This is a genomic window from Myxococcus sp. NMCA1 (assembly GCF_026810205.1).
GTDB lineage: Bacteria > Myxococcota > Myxococcia > Myxococcales > Myxococcaceae > Myxococcus > Myxococcus xanthus_A.
In genome coordinates this window covers 7,975,269-7,990,789 of record NZ_CP113950.1, presented here as the reverse complement: position 1 = coordinate 7,990,789, position 15,521 = coordinate 7,975,269, and the positions used below count along the sequence as shown (strand labels likewise).

The following is a 15,521-nucleotide window of genomic DNA, read 5'->3' as shown; positions in this document are numbered from 1 at the left end:
GCCATCCTGAGTGTCTCAGGTGTGTTTTGGAGGTTGTGATGGCGTTGAATGTCTTCAGGAAATGCGCATCCCTGCTCGTGGGTTCTGTTTCACTCTTCGCCATGACGGCCTGTGGGCCGGTGGATACGGAACTGGAGGAGGCGGAGGTCGGCACTTCGCGTGAGGCGTTGTCGACCATCAGCCACCGGAGCAGCTCCACGGCCAGCGCGACGAACACCACGTCCCTCACGTTGAGCGTGGGTCTTCTACAAGGTCCCCGGTAGCGCCGAGCCCGCCAGCTACACGTTCGGCATCTCCCCGCCAGGCAGCGTCATGAACAACGTCGCGGGAAGCATCTCCGCGTTCTCCGGCGTGGACACGGCCAACCCCATTGATGCGCACAGCGGTCAGAAGAACGGGCTCATGCCGAACTTCGACACGCCCCCTATCACCACCAGCTCGGCGCAGGGGGGGCGGTCTGGTTCGGCTCGCAAATCTGGGTGGGCTCGGTGTGCCCCTCAAGCCCCATTGTTCCGCCTTCGGGGTTCACGGAGGCGTTCGACACGTGCCTCGCCTCTCCGGACACGGGGCTCGTGTACAACATGGCCCACAAGGGCCTGGGCGCGGCGGGTGCGCATCCGGCGTTCAATGACAGCTCGCCGTATCCCAACACCAACGTCGCGCAGGTCGTCGCGCTGCGGGCCGCGTGGGCACCGACGTGCTCCGTGGGAGACACCTTCGCGAGCACCTACACCACGGTGGGGACGGTGGCGTCCCCGGACGTCATCGAGCCGCCGGGCATCGCCGCCAACCGCATCATGCCGGGCGTGCTCTACGTCCACAACGAGGACACCACCACGGTGGTCGCCATCAGCACCACCAACGCGGGCACGCTGGGCACCTTCAACGTGGCCAACGTAACGCCCGCGGACTGGGAGGACGTCGCCACGGGGCCGTGCCCGGCCGGCTCCTGCATCTTCATGGGAGACATTGGCCGCTCCAGCGCGAACTTCCCCGTGCCGCCGAACGAGTTCGCCGTCTACCGCATCCCCGAGCCCGACATTGGCGCGGGCCAGACGAGCGGCGCGCTCACTGCGGAGAAGTTCGCCTTCGTGTACCCGGACCCGGCGAAGGACGCGGAGTCCATCATGGTGCACCCGACGACGGGGACATCTACGTCATCACCAAGGCGGCCAGCGGGCTGAGCAAGGTCTACAAGTTCCCCAATCCACTGCCCGCGCCGGGGACGATGTCCACGCTGATTTTCGTGGCGGACATCCAGTTACCCACCTCGGATGACACCAACTTCGCGCGTGCCACCTCGGCGGCCATCCACCCGTGCGCCAACCGCTTCCTGCTGCGCACCTACCGCAAGGTCTATGAGTTCCGCGCGGCGCCGGGCGCGACCTTCGAGACGGCCTTCTCGGCCACGCCCGTGTCGCTGACGGACACGGTAGAAGGGCAGGGAGAGGCCATCGAGTACCAGGCGGATGGCGCCGGCTACTTCACGATGAGCGAGAGCCCGGTGCCGACCCGGCTGAAGCGCGTCGCCCGGCAGTAGCCGGTGGAGGGGCCCTGGCCTGGTGTGGCCAGGGCCCCCTGTCCGCGGGTTACTGACAGGCGATGCCAGGCAGCCCGCGGTAAGCGCCTTGCGACGTCCAACGCGTGAAGGGCGTCCCGCAGGATCCGCCGTAGGGGTCATCCGTGCCGTAGCCGGGCACCCAGTATTCGAAGTGCAGGTGCGGTCCCGTGGATGCGCCGGACGAGCCCACCTGGGCTACCCAGTAGGCACACGCGAGCGAGGTGTTCCGGGCGAACTGCTGGGTGAACTTCTTCAGGTGCCAGTACATCGTCTTGGAGCCGTCCCCGTGCCGCATGATCATGTAGTTGGCGGTGTAGAGGCCGCAGGCGGCGTAGGGGTTGCTCTGGTTCCAGTAGTTGCAGCGGTCGTAGTAGCCATCCACCGCGGACTCGATGACGCCGCTGGCGGCGTTCATGACCCAGACGCCGTAGTCCATCTTCGCGAACCCACCCGACAGGGCGTAGTCCGTGCCGGTGTGGCCGCTGTAGCGCACGCCGCCGCACGCGTAGTCCCTGCCGCCGTAGTCCTTGTAGGCGCTGACGACGCAGCCTCCGTTGCCGCACTGGTCCCCGAGCATCGAGATGGGAAAGCGGAACATCGTCTGGGCATGAGACGCGGCGGGAAGCGCCAGCAGGGTGAGGGCCAGCGCCAGGGTGAGCTTCCGTGCCATCGCGCGAATCATCGGGCATCTCCCAGGTCCGGAGCCGCCTGACCCGTGCGTACGTTGATCTTCCAGAACGCGCCGCCGCCGGCGTTGTAGCGAAGGACGTCATTGTCGAGCCATTCCATGTGGTGGCTCGAGACGGGAGGGGGCACGAAGTTGACGGGGACCCCTTCGAAGAGCATCCAGTTCTCCATGCCGATATTGGTGAGTTGCCGGGGGGCCTCACCCTCCACCGAGGTGACGTAGAATGACGCCACGCTGGTCCTGCCGGACACGAAGACCACCGTCTTTCCGTCCGGGGAGATGGAGGGCGTCGCGTCCACGCCAGGCCCGTCCGCCAGCACCTTCACGCGGCCGTTCAGGTCGATGATGCCCACGGACGTCTCGTGCGCCTCGTTCCCGCGGCCCTTCAGCGTGGCCACCAGCGCGTCACCCTTCGCTGTCGGGAACAGGTCTCCGCCCACCCGCTGTGCCAGCAGCTTCTCGCGGCCGCCGGGGGCGCGCAGGCGCAGGTTGCCCTCGCCGTCCAGCAGCGCCACGTTGGGCCCCACCAGGCGCGCCTCGCGATACTTGAACTTGCGGTCCACCACCTTCACGGCGCCGGTCGCCTCGTCGTAGTGGACGATGGCCAGCAGCGGCAGTTCATCCGTGCCCAGGGGCTGCGTTGGGATTTCGGCGACGATGCCCGCGAGCATTCCCGGGCCCTGTCCGAAGAGGTTGATGAACCGGGCCTTGGGACCGAACTCTCTCTGGACCGCGGGGGCGATGCTCTCGCGGGCCTTTGTGGCGCGGCGAAGGTCCGCGGGGTTCATGCGCTCTATTGCCGTGGCGCTGGTTGCGGCCAGGGTCAGCGTCGCGAGCGCGAGGATTGATTTTCTCATCTCTCACCGAGGAAGGAGGAAACGACGTGGGGAGGCCCCATGGCGTTATCGGGTGCTCCTTTTCTCGGTTTCTTGAATTTATTGTTTTATCGTTTTGTCGAAATATTCCCGTTGTGGAGAAGGGTCGGTGTCTGGCGGAGCGGGGGGAAAAGGCTGGCCTGCGCGGTGGTGGGGTTCCCACCTCGTGGGCATGGCTCCGGGCGTACTTTCACAGGAGGAACGGAAAGTGCGATAGTCGTGAAGGCAACCAACGCCTTCAGGGGAGCGACTGACATGCCTTTGTACTACGTGCAGAACTTCACTTACGACGGTCCTGGCAGCTCGAAGATGTATGGCGCCATGGGGGCCCACAACCACGACCAGGCCAATCAGTTCACCAAGGACTGTCTCGCCTACCTGAAGGCCATTGGCTGCACGAACGTGAAGGAGACGGGCAGCTTCGCGAGCAATCAGGCCGAGCCGCTCCAGGGCAAGGAGATGCGCTGGGACGTGCTCCAAGGGAAATGGGTGAAAGCCTAGCAGTGCTCGCGGGCGTGCCTCTCCTCACGGGCCGAGGCACGTCGCTGCACCCGGAGGCTCAGGGCGCATCCACCGCGTGCGAGATGTCCTTGCCGCCCTTGGTGGCGGCGAACCGGGCCTCGTCCCGCGTGAAGCGGTGCTTCTTCAGTGCGGAGAAGTCGCCCTTCGTCCGAGCGAAGTCGAGGTCCATGACGACCTCACCTCCCTTGACGAAGACGAGCAGGCACTCCGATTCGTAGACGTCCCTGGCGCCGGACCAATCGATGCCGAGCCACTTCCTGACCTCCTCCGCGCCCACGTAGGGCGTGAAGACGTGGAAGGTGTCCCAGTCGAAGTCCGCCACCTCTGACAGGCGGAAGTCGCCACCTGTCTCCGAGGCGGCGTGGACGCGCTGCTCCAGCTTCGTGGCGAGCGCCGCGCGCTCCTTGCCCCTGCCGCAGCCGCTCATCGCCACGCCGCAAGCGAGCCAAATCGTCACCGCAATCACTGACGTGTCTGTCCAACTTCTGTGTCCGCGCATGCGCGGCACTCTAGCGGTTTGTCTGACTAGAAGCCCCGGAGGAGGGGCCGGCCGTGGGACAGGCCGGGCCAGGGAATGGCCAGGGCGACGAACAGCATGGCCAGCAGGAGCCCCACCGCCCAGGTGCGGTGTTTGGACCGCGAGGGCGCATCCCGCCGCGTCATCGCGGAGGTCGCGTGCGCGGCCGTGAGGGCCAGGAGCATCAGCAGCGGGTGCTCCAGCCCAAAGAAGCGCAGATGGGCAATGGACATGCTCATCCGCAGCGCGTCCAGGCTCCGGGGCGTGACGGGGCTGAGCGCGAAGTAGAGCGTCATCCCCAGCAGCATCTGGGTATCGAAGGCGGAGACGAAGAAGCGCTGGAGCCGCCGGTCGCCGGACGTCCAGTCACGGCCTTGCGCCCAGCCCGCCAGCGCCCTCACGAGCGCGAGCACGCCCAGCACCACCACCCCCCAGCGCAGCCAGGAGTGGAGGAGCAACACCCCCGAGTAGAGCATGACGCCTAGCCCTCTTTCTTCGCGGGCATCGCTTCAATCCAGCGCTGGATGAGCGCCCGGCCCTGTTCGTCCACCACGCGGGTGCCCAGGGGGGGCATCTGCATGAAGTCCCCGCGCTGGCTCATCCGGTGGAGCAGCGAGCTGTGCTGGACGTCACCCGGCGCGACGCGCTGCGAGCTCTTCTCGAACATGCCCGACGTCTGGATGAGCGCCTTCACATTCACGGACGTGCGCCAGGTGTCCGTCTCCTGCACGGAGCCGAGCTCGCCCGCTTCCAGGCGCAGGTGCAGGCCGGAGCCGCTGCCCAGCGCCATGCGGTTGGCGCTGTGGCACGACACGCCGCAGTTCATGTGCAGGTAGCCCAGGGCGGCCTGTTCCACCGGCGTGCCGGGAATGCGGGGCGCCTTCGCGGGTGGATGGCTCAAGAGCCCTTCCTCCACCAGCTTCGCCAGCGTGAGGCCCCGCGCGCCGTCATGGGCCAGCGCGACGGCCTCGAAGCCGAGCACTTCGTCGCCGCGCCCGCGGTGGCAGGACTGGCAGTCCAGCTGGCTGGGGATTTCGTAGCCCTCCGTGCCGGGCACGTTCTTCTCGCCATCGGTCAATTCGAGCGCCGTCTTCCCGTCGTCGCTCCAGCGGTAGGTGGTCCGCAGCCAGCTGCCGTCCGGACGCTTCCAGAGGAAGCGCGTCTCAATGGGGCGCCCCTTCCAGCTGAACTCCTTCCAGAGCTTCGTGCCCACGGGGAAGCGCCACTCGTCGCTCTTGGACGTGTCCACCTTGGTGCCGGGCGGCAGGTAGATGAAGCGCGCCTTGTCCGAGCCGTCGCTCCACAGCTGGAGGCCGGGCTCGTAGGGGCGCACCTCGGGAGGAATCACCCGGGCTGCCCACCCCGTGCCGCCCTCGCCGTAGAGGCCGGTGCAGGCCAGGTGCTGGAGCTCCTGGCACTGGATGCCGCCGTTGGCTTCCTTCCAGCCCGCATCGGTGGGCGTCTTGGTACAGCCTCCGGCGGACACCATGATGCTGAGCAGCAGCGCACTCGTGCGTGGCGTGGACATCGGACCTCCTGACACCTTCCACCCTACCGGCTCGGTCGCCGCGTTTCGTGCGTCTTGCTGACGCACCCCGGGGTGCTCACTTGGGAACGGGATACTTGGACAGCTTGCGTTGCAGGCTCCGCCGCTGGATGCGCAGCAGCCGGGCGGCCTGGGAGATGTTGCCTCCACAGTCGGCGAGCACGCGCTGGATGTGCTCCCACTCCGCGCGCGCCAGGGAGGGCACCTCGTGGGTGAGCGCGGCCTCCTGGCCGGAGGGGAGGGTGGCGCCGGCGAAGGCGAGCAGGATGTCGTCCACGTCCGCGGGCTTGGCCAGGTAGTGCGTGGCGCCTCGCCGAACGGCCTCCACCGCCGTGGCGATGCTGCCGTAGCCCGTCAGCACCACGACGGTGATGCTCGCGTCCAGGGCCTTCAGCTCGCGCACCAACTCCAGGCCGGAGCCGTCGGGCAGGCGCAGGTCGACGACGGCGTAACCCGGACGCAACGCCCGCGCGGCATCGAGCGCCACTTGCGCGCTGGCCGCGCCGTGGGCCTGGAAGCCGTGCCGCACGAAGGCGCGCACCAGCCGCTCTCGGAATCGCTCGTCGTCGTCGATGACGAGCACCGTGGCGGGGGCTTCACCTGGTGGCATCGGACGACTCCTTCCTCAAGGGCAGCTCCAGCGTCACGCGCGTTCCCTGTCCCTCCTCGGAGCTGAGCTCCAGGCGGCCTCCACACAACTCGGCGTACGTCTGGGTGAGGAACAGGCCCAGCCCCATGCCCTGGCCCGCGGGCTTGGTGGTGAAGAAGGGCTCGCCCAGCCGGGGCAGCAGCGCGCGCGGGATGCCGGTGCCCTGGTCCTCCACGATGAAGCGCAGGCGGTCCACCTCGCGGTGCGCGGACACCACGACGTTCGCTCCGGTGGCCTCGCTGGCATGCAGCCCGTTGCGCACCAGGTTCGTCAGGACCTGCACCAGTCCTCGCACGGGGCACCAGAAGGGCACGTCCGGGCCGGGCTCGAGCTGGAGGCGCGCCTGGTCGGCGGTGCCCAGCTGTTCCCGGAGGCGGGCGAGCACGTCGCTCGGCGTCGTCCGTTCGGGGACCTCGCCCATCGTCTGTCCGGCGCGGGCGCTCATGCGCTCCAGGATGTCCCGGCAGCGCTCCACCTCGTCCCGGATGAGGCGGGCATCCTCCAGCGCTTCCTGGGGCGCCTCCAGGATGAGGGCGTCCAGTTCGTTGGCCGCGATGGCGATGGTGCCCAGCGGCGTGCCCAGTTCGTGTGCCGCGCCGGCCGCCAGCGTGGACAGCGACGCCAGCTTCTCCGCGCGCGCCGCCAGCCGCTGCGTGCGCGCCAGCGCGGCATGCCGGTCTCTCAGCGCGGCGGCCACGCGGGCGACGACGAAGGCGATGATGAGCGCCGTCAGCGTGAAGGCGACCCACATGCCCACGACGTGGAGCGAGTCCAGGCCGTGGCTGCCCGGTGGGTTCACCGTGTCGGGCAGTGGGACGTGGAACGCGAAGAGGCTGGTCGAGCCCAGCACCGACAGCAGCGCGATGAGCACCGTCCAACGGGGGCCCAGCACGATGGCCGCCAGCGTCACGTGGACGAGATACAGCATGGCGAACGGGTTGGCCGGGCCACCGGACAGCGCGAGCAGCCCCGTCAGCAACGCGGTGTCGAACGCGAGCACGGCGCCCAGCAGGCCGGGACGGACCTCGGGCTCGCGGCGGAGCCAGAGCGCGAGGAGCAGGTTGGACACCGCGGTCGTGGCCACCAGGGCCAGCAGTGGCGCCACGGGCAGCTCCAGCTCCAGCACCCGGACGGCGACACCCACCGTCAGCGCTTGTCCGGCGACGGCGTGCCAGCGCAGGCGGACCAGCCACCCGAGCGCGATGTCGCTGGAGGACAACTTCGCCGCCATGTCCCCGGTGGAGCGTCGGAAGGCGGAGCGCGGCTGGCGCGGGGGCGAGGCCGGGACGTCAGGCGACGGCGCCTCGGCGTGAGTCGGCGCGGTGGACACCCGCACGTCATATCCCGGCGATGGCAGTGGGGTGTGCGTCAAGTTGACGCATTGGCCTGCCGGGCCGGTGCCTGGCCCTGGAGCGTGCTTCGCAGCCGGGAGATGTCTCGCGCGGGCGGCGCGCCAAACAGCCGGCTGTACTCCCGGCTGAACCGCGAGGGGCTCTCATGGCCCACCGAGTGCCCCGCCGAGGCCGCGTCCAGCGCCTGTCCCAGCATGAGGCGCCGGGCCTCCTGGAGCCGCAGGTGCTTCTGGTACTGGAGCGGGCTCATGGCGGTGATGCTCTTGAAGTGGTGATGGAGCGCGGACATGCTCATGTGTGCCACGCGCGCGCTTCTCGATGCGCAGCGGCTCCGCGTTCGTGCTCGCGACCGAGTTGGGCCTGTGCCTGCTCGCGGTGCTGCTGGCCGGCGCGGCCCACGACGCCAACCTGACCCACCTCGTGGCCGGCCGGGACGTACCGCGTGGACACGCTCGTCTACACGTCCAACTGGTCCCAGACGTTGCTGTACCGGAACGACACGACCTTCACCGCGAACTGAGTGAAGGCTGGCGCGTCCCTGTCTTGCCGTGACTTGCGGACTGCCTCATCGCGGGGATGAGGCAGCCCGTGTTTTTTCGCGGCTCAGGCCCGTTCCACGCGGATGCGCGCGGGCAGGCCGTTGATGCTGACTTCTTCTTCCTGGCCGGTGAGGCCCTCGGGGCCCACGAGGATGCTGGAGGCCAGCGTCTCCCGCGCGATCAGCTCCCGCGCTTCGTCCGTCACGCGCTTCACGCGCGCGTCGCCGTCCACCCAGAGCTGGATGCGGTCGGTGTAGCCCAGCTCCATGTCCTTGCGCGCGCCCTGCACGCGGGCGAGCAGCTCGCGCACCAGACCCTCATCCACCAGGGACTCGGTCAGCTCGGTGTGGAGCACCACCACGCCCACGCCCATGCCCGCGGCGGCATAGCCGGGGTTGGCCTCCACCAGCGTCTCCAGCTCCTCGGCGGTGAAGACCAGGTCCTCGCCGGCCACCGTCATGGCCACGCGGCCCGTCTGGAGCAATTCGCGGTGCAGCGCGGCGCCGTCACCCGTGTCGAAGGCCTTGCGCACCGGGGCCAGCTTGGGGCCCAGCCGTCCGCCCACCGCGCGCAGGTTGGGCCGGACGCGGAAGCGCACCACGTCCGCCTCCGGGCTGCCCGGCTCCACGAAGCGCACCTCGTGGACGTTCAGCTCGTCCGCGATGAGGTCGCGATACACCGCCACGCGGTCCGTCAGCTCCTTGCGCGCCAGGATGACGTCCGCGCGCGCCAGCGGCTGGCGCACCTTGAGGCGGTTGTCCGTGCGCACCTTGAGACCCAGGGAGACCAAATCCCGCACCGCGCCCATCTCCGCCGCGAGCCCCTCGTCGATGAGGGACACATCCACGGTGGGGAAGCGCGCCAGGTGGACGCTCTCCGGCTGCGTGGTGGGCCAGGGCTTGCGCACCAGGTTGCCCCACATCTCGTCGGCGAAGAAGGGGATGAAGGGCGCCGACAGCGAGGCAATGGTGGTGAGCGCCTCGTAGAGCGTGAAGTACGCGTCCTGCTTGTCCTGTTCGAAGCCCGGCGCCCAGAAGCGCGAGCGGCTGCGGCGCAGGTACCAGTTGGACAGCGCGTCCACGAGCGCCACCATCCGCTGGGCCGCGTCGTAGACCTGGTAGGTGTCCAGCGCGCGGGTGACGTCGCGCAGGGTGAGGTGGACCTCGGACAGAATCCAGCGGTCCAGCACCGGCCGCGCCTTCACCTCGCGCCAGCCCTGGCTGCGGCGGATGGCTTCCCACGGCGAGTCGGACGCGTCCGTGTTGCCGGCCGCGGGGTTGAATCCGTCGATGTTCGCGTAGATGGTGAAGAACGAGTAGACGTTGCGCAGCTTGACCTGGAAGTCCTTCTGCAGCAGCCGCACGTTGCTCAGCGAGTGCCGCGTGTTCGACCAGGTGGGGCTCGCCGCGTAGAAGAACCAGCGGAACGCGTCCGCGCCCGGCGCCTTGGCGGCGGGGTCCTTCAGCACCACGCGCTCCGAAGGCGCCAGCCGGGGCACCTCCACCGGCATGACACTGGCGCCACGCGCGGAGGGCGCCACGTCCAGCGTCTGCAGGTCAGCGGGCGCCAGCAGCAGCACGCGGCGCTTGAGCTTCTTGTGCGCCTTCACCGTCGCGGTGACGACCACGTCCGGACGGTCCGGCCGGAAGAGCTGCACCTTGGCGCCCTCCTGGATGTCCAGGCCCTCCAGGTCCTCGCGAGCGATGAGCGCCACGCCCGGCTCACCCGGAACGCCGGCCTCAGTGGCCGTGAGGACGGCGAAGTCCATGCGCACTTCGTCCAGGATGATTTCCGGCGGCGTGTAGTTGCCCTTGGACTTGGACTCCTTGCGGCCCTCCTTGTCGGAGACGTGGCCCAGCACGATGCAGCTCTTGTACGGCTGCGGCCAGCCGCGCTGGGGTGACAGGCCCATGCGCGCCTGCGTCTCCTCGTCGAAGATGAGCGTGCTCACCATCAGCAGCGAGTAGAACCAGCCACGCGTCTGGTCGATGGCCTCGGAGATGAAGTCCGCGGGGAAGGCGCGGTTGAAGATCTCCCGCGAGCCCGGCGCGTGCGGGAAGCCCCACTGCGCGAAGGGCATGCAACCGGAGTCGAACCACACGTCGACGACTTCGGGCACGCGCTGGAAGCGCCCCGGGGTGCCAGGCTTCTCGAACGTCACCTTGTCGATCCACGGCTTGTGGACGATGAGGTGCTTCGCGTTGGCCTCGTGCGGCTTGCCCGCGAGGAAGGCATTCAGCTCCGCCTCCACCGCGGCCACGTTGTTGCCCGGCTTCTCGCGCAGCGCCTGGAGCGAGGGGATGGCCTCCACCTCACCCGTCTCCGAGTGCACCCACAGCGGCAGCGGCGTGCCCCAGTAGCGCTCGCGCGACAGGGCCCAGTCCACGTTGTTGGCCAGGAAGTCGCCGAAGCGGCCTTCCTTGATGTGCTCGGGCACCCAGTTGACGGCGCGGTTGTTGGCGATCGCCTCGTCCTTCACGGACGTGGTGCGGATGTACCAGGCGGGCCGGGCGAACTGGATGAGCGGGTCGTCATCCGCGCGCCAGCAGAAGGGGTACTCGTGCTTGTACTGCTCCGTGAAGAGGACCAGCCCGCGCTCCTTCAGGTGGCGCTGGATGTCCTTGTCCGCCTCCTTCACGAAGCGCCCCGCGACGAGCGGCACGTCGTCGGAGAAGGTGCCGTCCGGCTTCACCGCGCAGAACAGCTCCAGCGCCTCCGGCTGGGCGAAGCGGGCCTTGTCCTTGCGGAAGGCCTCGTAGTCGTCCTCGCCAAAAGCCGGGGCGATGTGGACGATGCCCGTGCCGCTGTCGAGCGTCACGAAGTCCGCGCCCAGCACGCGCCAGGCCTGCGCATCCTCACCGCCGTCCTTCAGCGGCAGCCGCGTGTCGCCCGCGCGCTGGTGGTAGAGGTCGAAGGGCGGCTGGTAGCGCTGGCCCACCAGGTCGCTGCCCTTCTGCGTGGCGAGCACCGGCAGGTCCTGCTTGAGCTTCTTGGCCAGCGCCTCGCGCAGCGCCGCGGCGACGATGAGCTTGCGCTCGCCCGCGTCCACGGTGACGTAGTCCACGCCCGGGTTGACGGCCGCGTACATGTTGGACGGCAGCGTCCAGGGCGTGGTCGTCCACACCACCAGCGCGGTGTCCGGCGTGTCGCGCAGCGGGAAGGCGACGTAGACGCTCGGGTCGTCCACCGTCTTGTAGCCCAGGCCCACCTCCGCGGCGCTCAGCGCGGTGCCGCCCTGCGGCCACCACCACACCACCTTGTGGCCCTGGTACAGCAGGCCCTTGCGGTGCAGCTCCGCCAGCGCCCACCACACGCTCTCCACGAACGGACGGTGGTAGGTGACGTAGGCCTGGTTCAGGTCCACCCAGAAGCCGATGCGCTCGGTGAGCCGTTCCCACTCGGAGGTGTAGCGGAAGACGGATTCGATGCAGCGCTCGGTGAAGGGCTCCACGCCGTAGCGTTCAATCTCCGCCTTGCCGTGGATGCGCAGCTCCTTCTCGACCTCCACCTCCACGGGCAGGCCGTGGGTGTCCCAGCCGGCCTTGCGGGGGACGTAGTGGCCCGTCATCGTCTTGTAGCGGGGGAACAGGTCCTTGATGACGCGCGTGAGGACGTGGCCGTTGTGCGGCAGGCCGTTGGCGGTCGGCGGTCCCTCGTAGAAGACGAAGCTGGGGGCACCCTCACGCGTTTCGAGCGAGCGCTCGAAGATGCGGCGGTCCTTCCAGAAGGCCTGGATGCGGCGCTCGTCGGAAGGAAAGTCCATCTCCGCGGGCACCGCATCGAACAGGGAAGGGGGCGTTTCAGGCATGGTGCGGTGCTTGATAGCACCGCCCGCGCCGGGGATGGATGTCCGTCCTGTGAATCAGTACAGCGGACAGATGACCGGCCCGTTGCGGCCACAGACGTTTCGCTCGATGTAGTAGCCCCAGTCCGGGCTGTAGTAGGCGTACATCGTCGGACCGCTGCCGCAGGACACGTACTGGGACCAGACCAGGCAGTGGATGTCCGGGTTGTACTCCGGGTAGAGGGCCTGGGACGTGGACTCCGTCGCGGAAGGCTCCGCCGCGGCTTCGTCCATGGCTCCACCACAGCCACCCATCAGCAGGGCGGCAATGCACATCAGGGTTGCGCGATTCTGGGGCATGGGTCTCTCCTGAGGGCGGCGTCCATCGCCGGGTGTCGAGTCTATGCTGGGATGGTGTTGATTTCAGGGTAAGCCTGTTGATGCCCATGTGCGCATGTTTCTAGGTTCTCGGGTGCTGAGAATTCTCATATCCCTGGAATCGAGAGAGACATGAAAAGGCTTCTGCTCTGTGCCCTGTCGCTGGCTGTCGTGGTGGGCTGTTCCGACGCGCCGCCTGGACAGCCCATCGAGCAGGAGGGCTTCAAGGTCCTCCAGCACGACGCGACGACGCTGGAGGCCACGTACGGCTCCGGGGGCGCTGTGGTGCGGATGCTCGTGGTGGAGACGCAGGCCAACGTCGTCGAGGTGACGTACGACTTTGGCGACCCCGTCATTGGGTTCCACATCGACTTCAATCAGGGCGTGGGCCAGTTCATGCCGTCGGGCAGCCCGCTCGACGCGACCCATTCGCACCTGCTCGCGTCGCTGCTGGAGGGGCTTGCCCGCGAGCTTCCCGAAGAGGGCCGCACCCGCGTCGAGGACGCCGCCGAGCGCCAGACGAGCTTCATGCAGATCGTCCCCGTGGGCGAGGTCCTTACGGCGTACGAGTACGTGTCCGAGCGCGGCTGGACGCACATCTCCTGCTCCTGCGGCCAGCAGTACATCGGCTCCGGCTACTACCGCACGGCGGGCATGGGCTGCGGCTGCACCGGCGGCTCGGGCAACGGCTGCAAGGGCCGCTGCGGCCAGGGCTGCGGCGTCACCAGCCTGCCGCGCTGCGTGGGCACCACGGCCTACACGCAGGACTGCGCCAAGCACGACTACGGCCTGGGCAGCTTCGCGGCGGCGTCGGATGACTACTCGTTCGCGCGCAACAACTGCAGCTGCAGCGGCGTGGGTTCGTGCAGTTGAAGAAGCGCGTGCTGACAGGTGCGGCGCTGTCGCTCGCCGCCGGGATGGCCCTGGGCTGCAACCGGGCTTCCGGGCCCTGTCCCGATGGCGCGCGGCTCCAGGGTCGCGCGCCGCCCGACGGCGTCCTCCAGTGGTGCGCCCAAATCGATGGCAAGAAGCACGGCCGTTGGGCGGAGTGGCACGCCACCGGGAAGCTGAAGACGGAGGGCACCTACGTCGACGGGAAGATGGAGGGCCGCTGGGTCAGCTACTTCGAGGACGGCGTGAAGCAGTTCGAGGGCGACTATCGTGGCGGGCTCAAGCAGGGCCTGTGGACCCTCTACTACGAGGAGGGCCAGAAGAACCGCGAGGAGCTCCATTCGCCCGGCTCCGGCCCGGTGAAGTGGACCGCCTGGCGCTCGGACGGCTCGAAGTGGGCGGAAGGGACGCTGGCGGGGCATCGCTCGCAGGGCGCTTATGCGGAGTGGCACCCCAATGGCGCGCTGGCCGTGCAGGGCCAGTACGAGAAGGGGGAGAAGACGGGTGATTGGAAGTACTGGGACGTCGCGGGCGCCGCCACGGACGTTCCGCAGGGCGACTTCGACAGCGAGTGACGTCACGTCCGCCGCCGTGGGACTCCTGCTGGCGGCGGGAGCGTGTGGTCCTTCTGTCGTCCCTGTCTCCCCGGAGACGCTCACCCCGGCGCGGCGGACCGTGGTGGGCGGAGCGCCCGAGCCGGGATTCTCCGCGGTGGCCGCCATCGTCCCCGTCTCGCCCTTCTGTGGTGAGCCCGACGAGGCGGCTCGCGTGCTCTGCACGGGCACGCTGGTGGCGCCTCGGGTGGTGCTGACGGCGGCGCACTGCGTGGAGAACGCGGATGCGCCGCGGGTGTTCTCGGTGGTGTTCGCCGCGGAGACGGCCCGTGCCTCGGCCGCGCAGCGCATCCGCGTGGTGGAGGGCCGGCTCCATCCCGCGTGGCGTCCGGGTGTGAGCGACCTGGGCGTGTTGATTCTCGCCAGCGATGCGCCAGTCGCTCCGCTGGCCTGGGAGGCGCGGGCGTTTCCCGCCGACGGCGTGGGGCGGCTGGCGCGGGTGGTGGGCTTCGGCGTGGACGGGGAGGGCGGCTCGGGCCTGCGCCGAGGTGGCTTGTCCCGAATCACGTCGGTTGAAGCGGACGCGTTCTCCGTCGAAGCGGCGCCAGCGATGTCGTGCGGCGGGGACAGCGGCGGCCCGGTGTTCATCGAAGAGGACGGCCTCGAGCGCCTGGCCGGTGTGACTTCGTTTGGTGACCTCACCTGCACCACGGGGACGAACACCCGCGTCGACGTGCACGCGGACTTCATCCAGGCGGCCATTGACGACGCCTCACGAGGCGCGCCCGTCCGGACGCCGGTGGAGCCAGACGTGGACTCCTGCGCGCAGCGGTGCCGTGCGCATGTGGACTGTCCCGTGGGCATGGCGTGTGTCGCGAGGGAAGACGGCACCCGGAGTTGCGCGGTGGCGGGGCTCGAGGCGGGCCACTTCGGGCCTGCCTGCACCGGCGCGCTGGGGGAGCATCCGTGTGTGAAGGCGGGCTCGGCGTGCCGGCTGTGGTTGCCCTGCCCCGAGCCGCGGGATGCAACAGCGCAGGGAGGGTGCGCGGCGGCAGGGGGCGGAAACCCCGGCCTGATTCCGCTGGTGCTTCTGGCCTGGTCCTGGGGACGCGGTCGTCGCGCGAAGGGCGGGTAGTCCGCGAGCGCCTTCTGCTGCCCGCCTGCCCACCCCTCTGGCATGTTGTTTAACTGGGTGGTTTAATTTTGGGCGGAGGTCGTTATGGTCACCCCCATGGTTCAGCAACGTTCCGAGCAGCTCGACGCGGTCTTCCACGCGCTTTCCGACCCGACGCGGCGGGAGATGCTGCGCAGCCTGTCCTCGGGACCGCGGAGCATTGGCGAACTGGCGGCGCCGTTCAGCATGTCCTTCGCGGGCGCTTCCAAGCACGTCAAGACGCTGGAGCGTGCGGGGTTGGTGAATAGGTCGGTGGAGGGGCGCACGCATCGGTGCAGCCTCGCGCCGGCGCCGCTGGCCGGAGCGGCCGACTGGCTGCGTTTCTACGAGCGCTTCTGGAATGACCGGCTGGATGCCCTGGAGCGGGAGCTCCGCAAGCCCGAGCGCGGCAGCGCCAGGAAGGGCGCGCGACATGAGTGAGGTTCGGATGTGTCACATGCGACGTCCACCCGCGAGGAGGTGGACGCCATTCTCCAGCGCATAGGCTCGGG

Annotated in this window: 18 protein-coding genes; 8 read left to right on the top strand and 10 right to left on the bottom strand. The window is 68.8% G+C overall.

Annotated features, from left to right (window positions below; genetic code table 11):
- Positions 1–38 precede the first annotated feature (38 nt).
- From OZ403_RS32970 to OZ403_RS32960, 3 genes are all read left to right on the top strand, one after another.
- The gene (locus tag OZ403_RS32970; protein ID WP_237080732.1) at positions 39–263 is read left to right on the top strand and encodes a hypothetical protein; all 225 of its coding nucleotides are present in this window, start codon (positions 39–41) and stop codon (positions 261–263) included.
- 318 nt (positions 264–581) lie between these two features.
- Positions 582–1,184 carry a hypothetical protein gene (locus OZ403_RS32965; RefSeq protein WP_268782625.1) on the top strand — a complete coding sequence of 201 codons (603 nt, stop codon included), beginning with the start codon at positions 582–584 and terminating at the stop codon, positions 1,182–1,184.
- 44 nt (positions 1,185–1,228) lie between these two features.
- Positions 1,229–1,540 carry a hypothetical protein gene (locus OZ403_RS32960; protein ID WP_237077650.1) on the top strand — a complete coding sequence of 104 codons (312 nt, stop codon included), beginning with the start codon at positions 1,229–1,231 and terminating at the stop codon, positions 1,538–1,540.
- 49 nt (positions 1,541–1,589) lie between these two features.
- Here OZ403_RS32960 and OZ403_RS32955 read toward each other — a convergent pair whose 3' ends face one another.
- Both OZ403_RS32955 and OZ403_RS32950 read right to left on the bottom strand, forming a co-directional pair.
- Positions 1,590–2,243, bottom strand: a complete 654-nt coding sequence (locus OZ403_RS32955) for a M23 family metallopeptidase (RefSeq protein ID WP_237077649.1) — start codon at positions 2,241–2,243, stop codon at positions 1,590–1,592.
- Complete coding sequence (locus tag OZ403_RS32950) at positions 2,240–3,106, bottom strand: TolB family protein (RefSeq protein ID WP_140795205.1); 867 nt, start codon at positions 3,104–3,106, stop codon at positions 2,240–2,242. Before OZ403_RS32950 ends, OZ403_RS32955 begins: the two co-directional genes overlap by 4 nt.
- A gap of 273 nt (positions 3,107–3,379) precedes the next feature.
- Between OZ403_RS32950 and OZ403_RS32945 the strand changes: the two genes are divergently transcribed.
- The gene (locus OZ403_RS32945) at positions 3,380–3,625 is read left to right on the top strand and encodes a hypothetical protein (protein ID WP_140795204.1); all 246 of its coding nucleotides are present in this window, start codon (positions 3,380–3,382) and stop codon (positions 3,623–3,625) included.
- 58 nt (positions 3,626–3,683) lie between these two features.
- Here the strand turns inward: OZ403_RS32945 and OZ403_RS32940 are convergent, their stop codons facing one another.
- The 8 genes from OZ403_RS32940 to OZ403_RS32905 all read right to left on the bottom strand — a co-directional run bounded on the left by OZ403_RS32940 (position 3,684) and on the right by OZ403_RS32905 (position 12,393).
- Complete coding sequence (locus OZ403_RS32940) at positions 3,684–4,103, bottom strand: hypothetical protein (protein ID WP_237077648.1); 420 nt, start codon at positions 4,101–4,103, stop codon at positions 3,684–3,686.
- Positions 4,104–4,171: 68 nt separating this feature from the next.
- Positions 4,172–4,639, bottom strand: a complete 468-nt coding sequence (locus tag OZ403_RS32935) for a hypothetical protein (protein WP_268782624.1) — start codon at positions 4,637–4,639, stop codon at positions 4,172–4,174.
- A 5-nt stretch (positions 4,640–4,644) separates the two neighbouring features.
- On the bottom strand, positions 4,645–5,691 hold the full coding sequence (locus OZ403_RS32930; protein WP_237077647.1) for a hypothetical protein: 1,047 nt from the start codon (positions 5,689–5,691) through the stop codon (positions 4,645–4,647).
- A 76-nt stretch (positions 5,692–5,767) separates the two neighbouring features.
- Positions 5,768–6,319: a response regulator transcription factor gene (locus OZ403_RS32925; RefSeq protein WP_140795201.1), complete on the bottom strand. Its 552-nt coding sequence runs from the start codon at positions 6,317–6,319 to the stop codon at positions 5,768–5,770.
- Positions 6,306–7,688, bottom strand: a complete 1,383-nt coding sequence (locus OZ403_RS32920) for an ATP-binding protein (protein ID WP_140796678.1) — start codon at positions 7,686–7,688, stop codon at positions 6,306–6,308. Before OZ403_RS32920 ends, OZ403_RS32925 begins: the two co-directional genes overlap by 14 nt.
- Before the next feature lie 38 nt (positions 7,689–7,726).
- Positions 7,727–8,005 (bottom strand): helix-turn-helix domain-containing protein, encoded by a 279-nt coding sequence (locus OZ403_RS32915; RefSeq protein ID WP_269467605.1) that lies wholly within the window; start codon positions 8,003–8,005, stop codon positions 7,727–7,729.
- 308 nt (positions 8,006–8,313) lie between these two features.
- A complete protein-coding gene (ileS, locus tag OZ403_RS32910; RefSeq protein ID WP_268782623.1) occupies positions 8,314–12,057 on the bottom strand; it encodes an isoleucine--tRNA ligase in 3,744 nt (1,247 codons plus the stop codon).
- Positions 12,058–12,111: 54 nt separating this feature from the next.
- The gene (locus OZ403_RS32905) at positions 12,112–12,393 is read right to left on the bottom strand and encodes a hypothetical protein (RefSeq protein WP_140795199.1); all 282 of its coding nucleotides are present in this window, start codon (positions 12,391–12,393) and stop codon (positions 12,112–12,114) included.
- A gap of 150 nt (positions 12,394–12,543) precedes the next feature.
- Between OZ403_RS32905 and OZ403_RS32900 the strand changes: the two genes are divergently transcribed.
- The 4 genes from OZ403_RS32900 to OZ403_RS32885 all read left to right on the top strand — a co-directional run bounded on the left by OZ403_RS32900 (position 12,544) and on the right by OZ403_RS32885 (position 15,450).
- A complete protein-coding gene (locus OZ403_RS32900) occupies positions 12,544–13,284 on the top strand; it encodes a hypothetical protein (protein WP_268782622.1) in 741 nt (246 codons plus the stop codon).
- Positions 13,275–13,877, top strand: coding sequence for a toxin-antitoxin system YwqK family antitoxin (locus OZ403_RS32895; RefSeq protein ID WP_268782621.1), 603 nt, complete (start codon positions 13,275–13,277; stop codon positions 13,875–13,877). The genes OZ403_RS32900 and OZ403_RS32895 overlap by 10 nt, the downstream gene beginning before the upstream one ends.
- A 16-nt stretch (positions 13,878–13,893) precedes the next feature.
- Positions 13,894–14,991: a S1 family peptidase gene (locus OZ403_RS32890; RefSeq protein WP_268782620.1), complete on the top strand. Its 1,098-nt coding sequence runs from the start codon at positions 13,894–13,896 to the stop codon at positions 14,989–14,991.
- An 84-nt stretch (positions 14,992–15,075) separates the two neighbouring features.
- Complete coding sequence (locus OZ403_RS32885; protein WP_011556159.1) at positions 15,076–15,450, top strand: ArsR/SmtB family transcription factor; 375 nt, start codon at positions 15,076–15,078, stop codon at positions 15,448–15,450.
- Positions 15,451–15,521 lie beyond the last annotated feature (71 nt).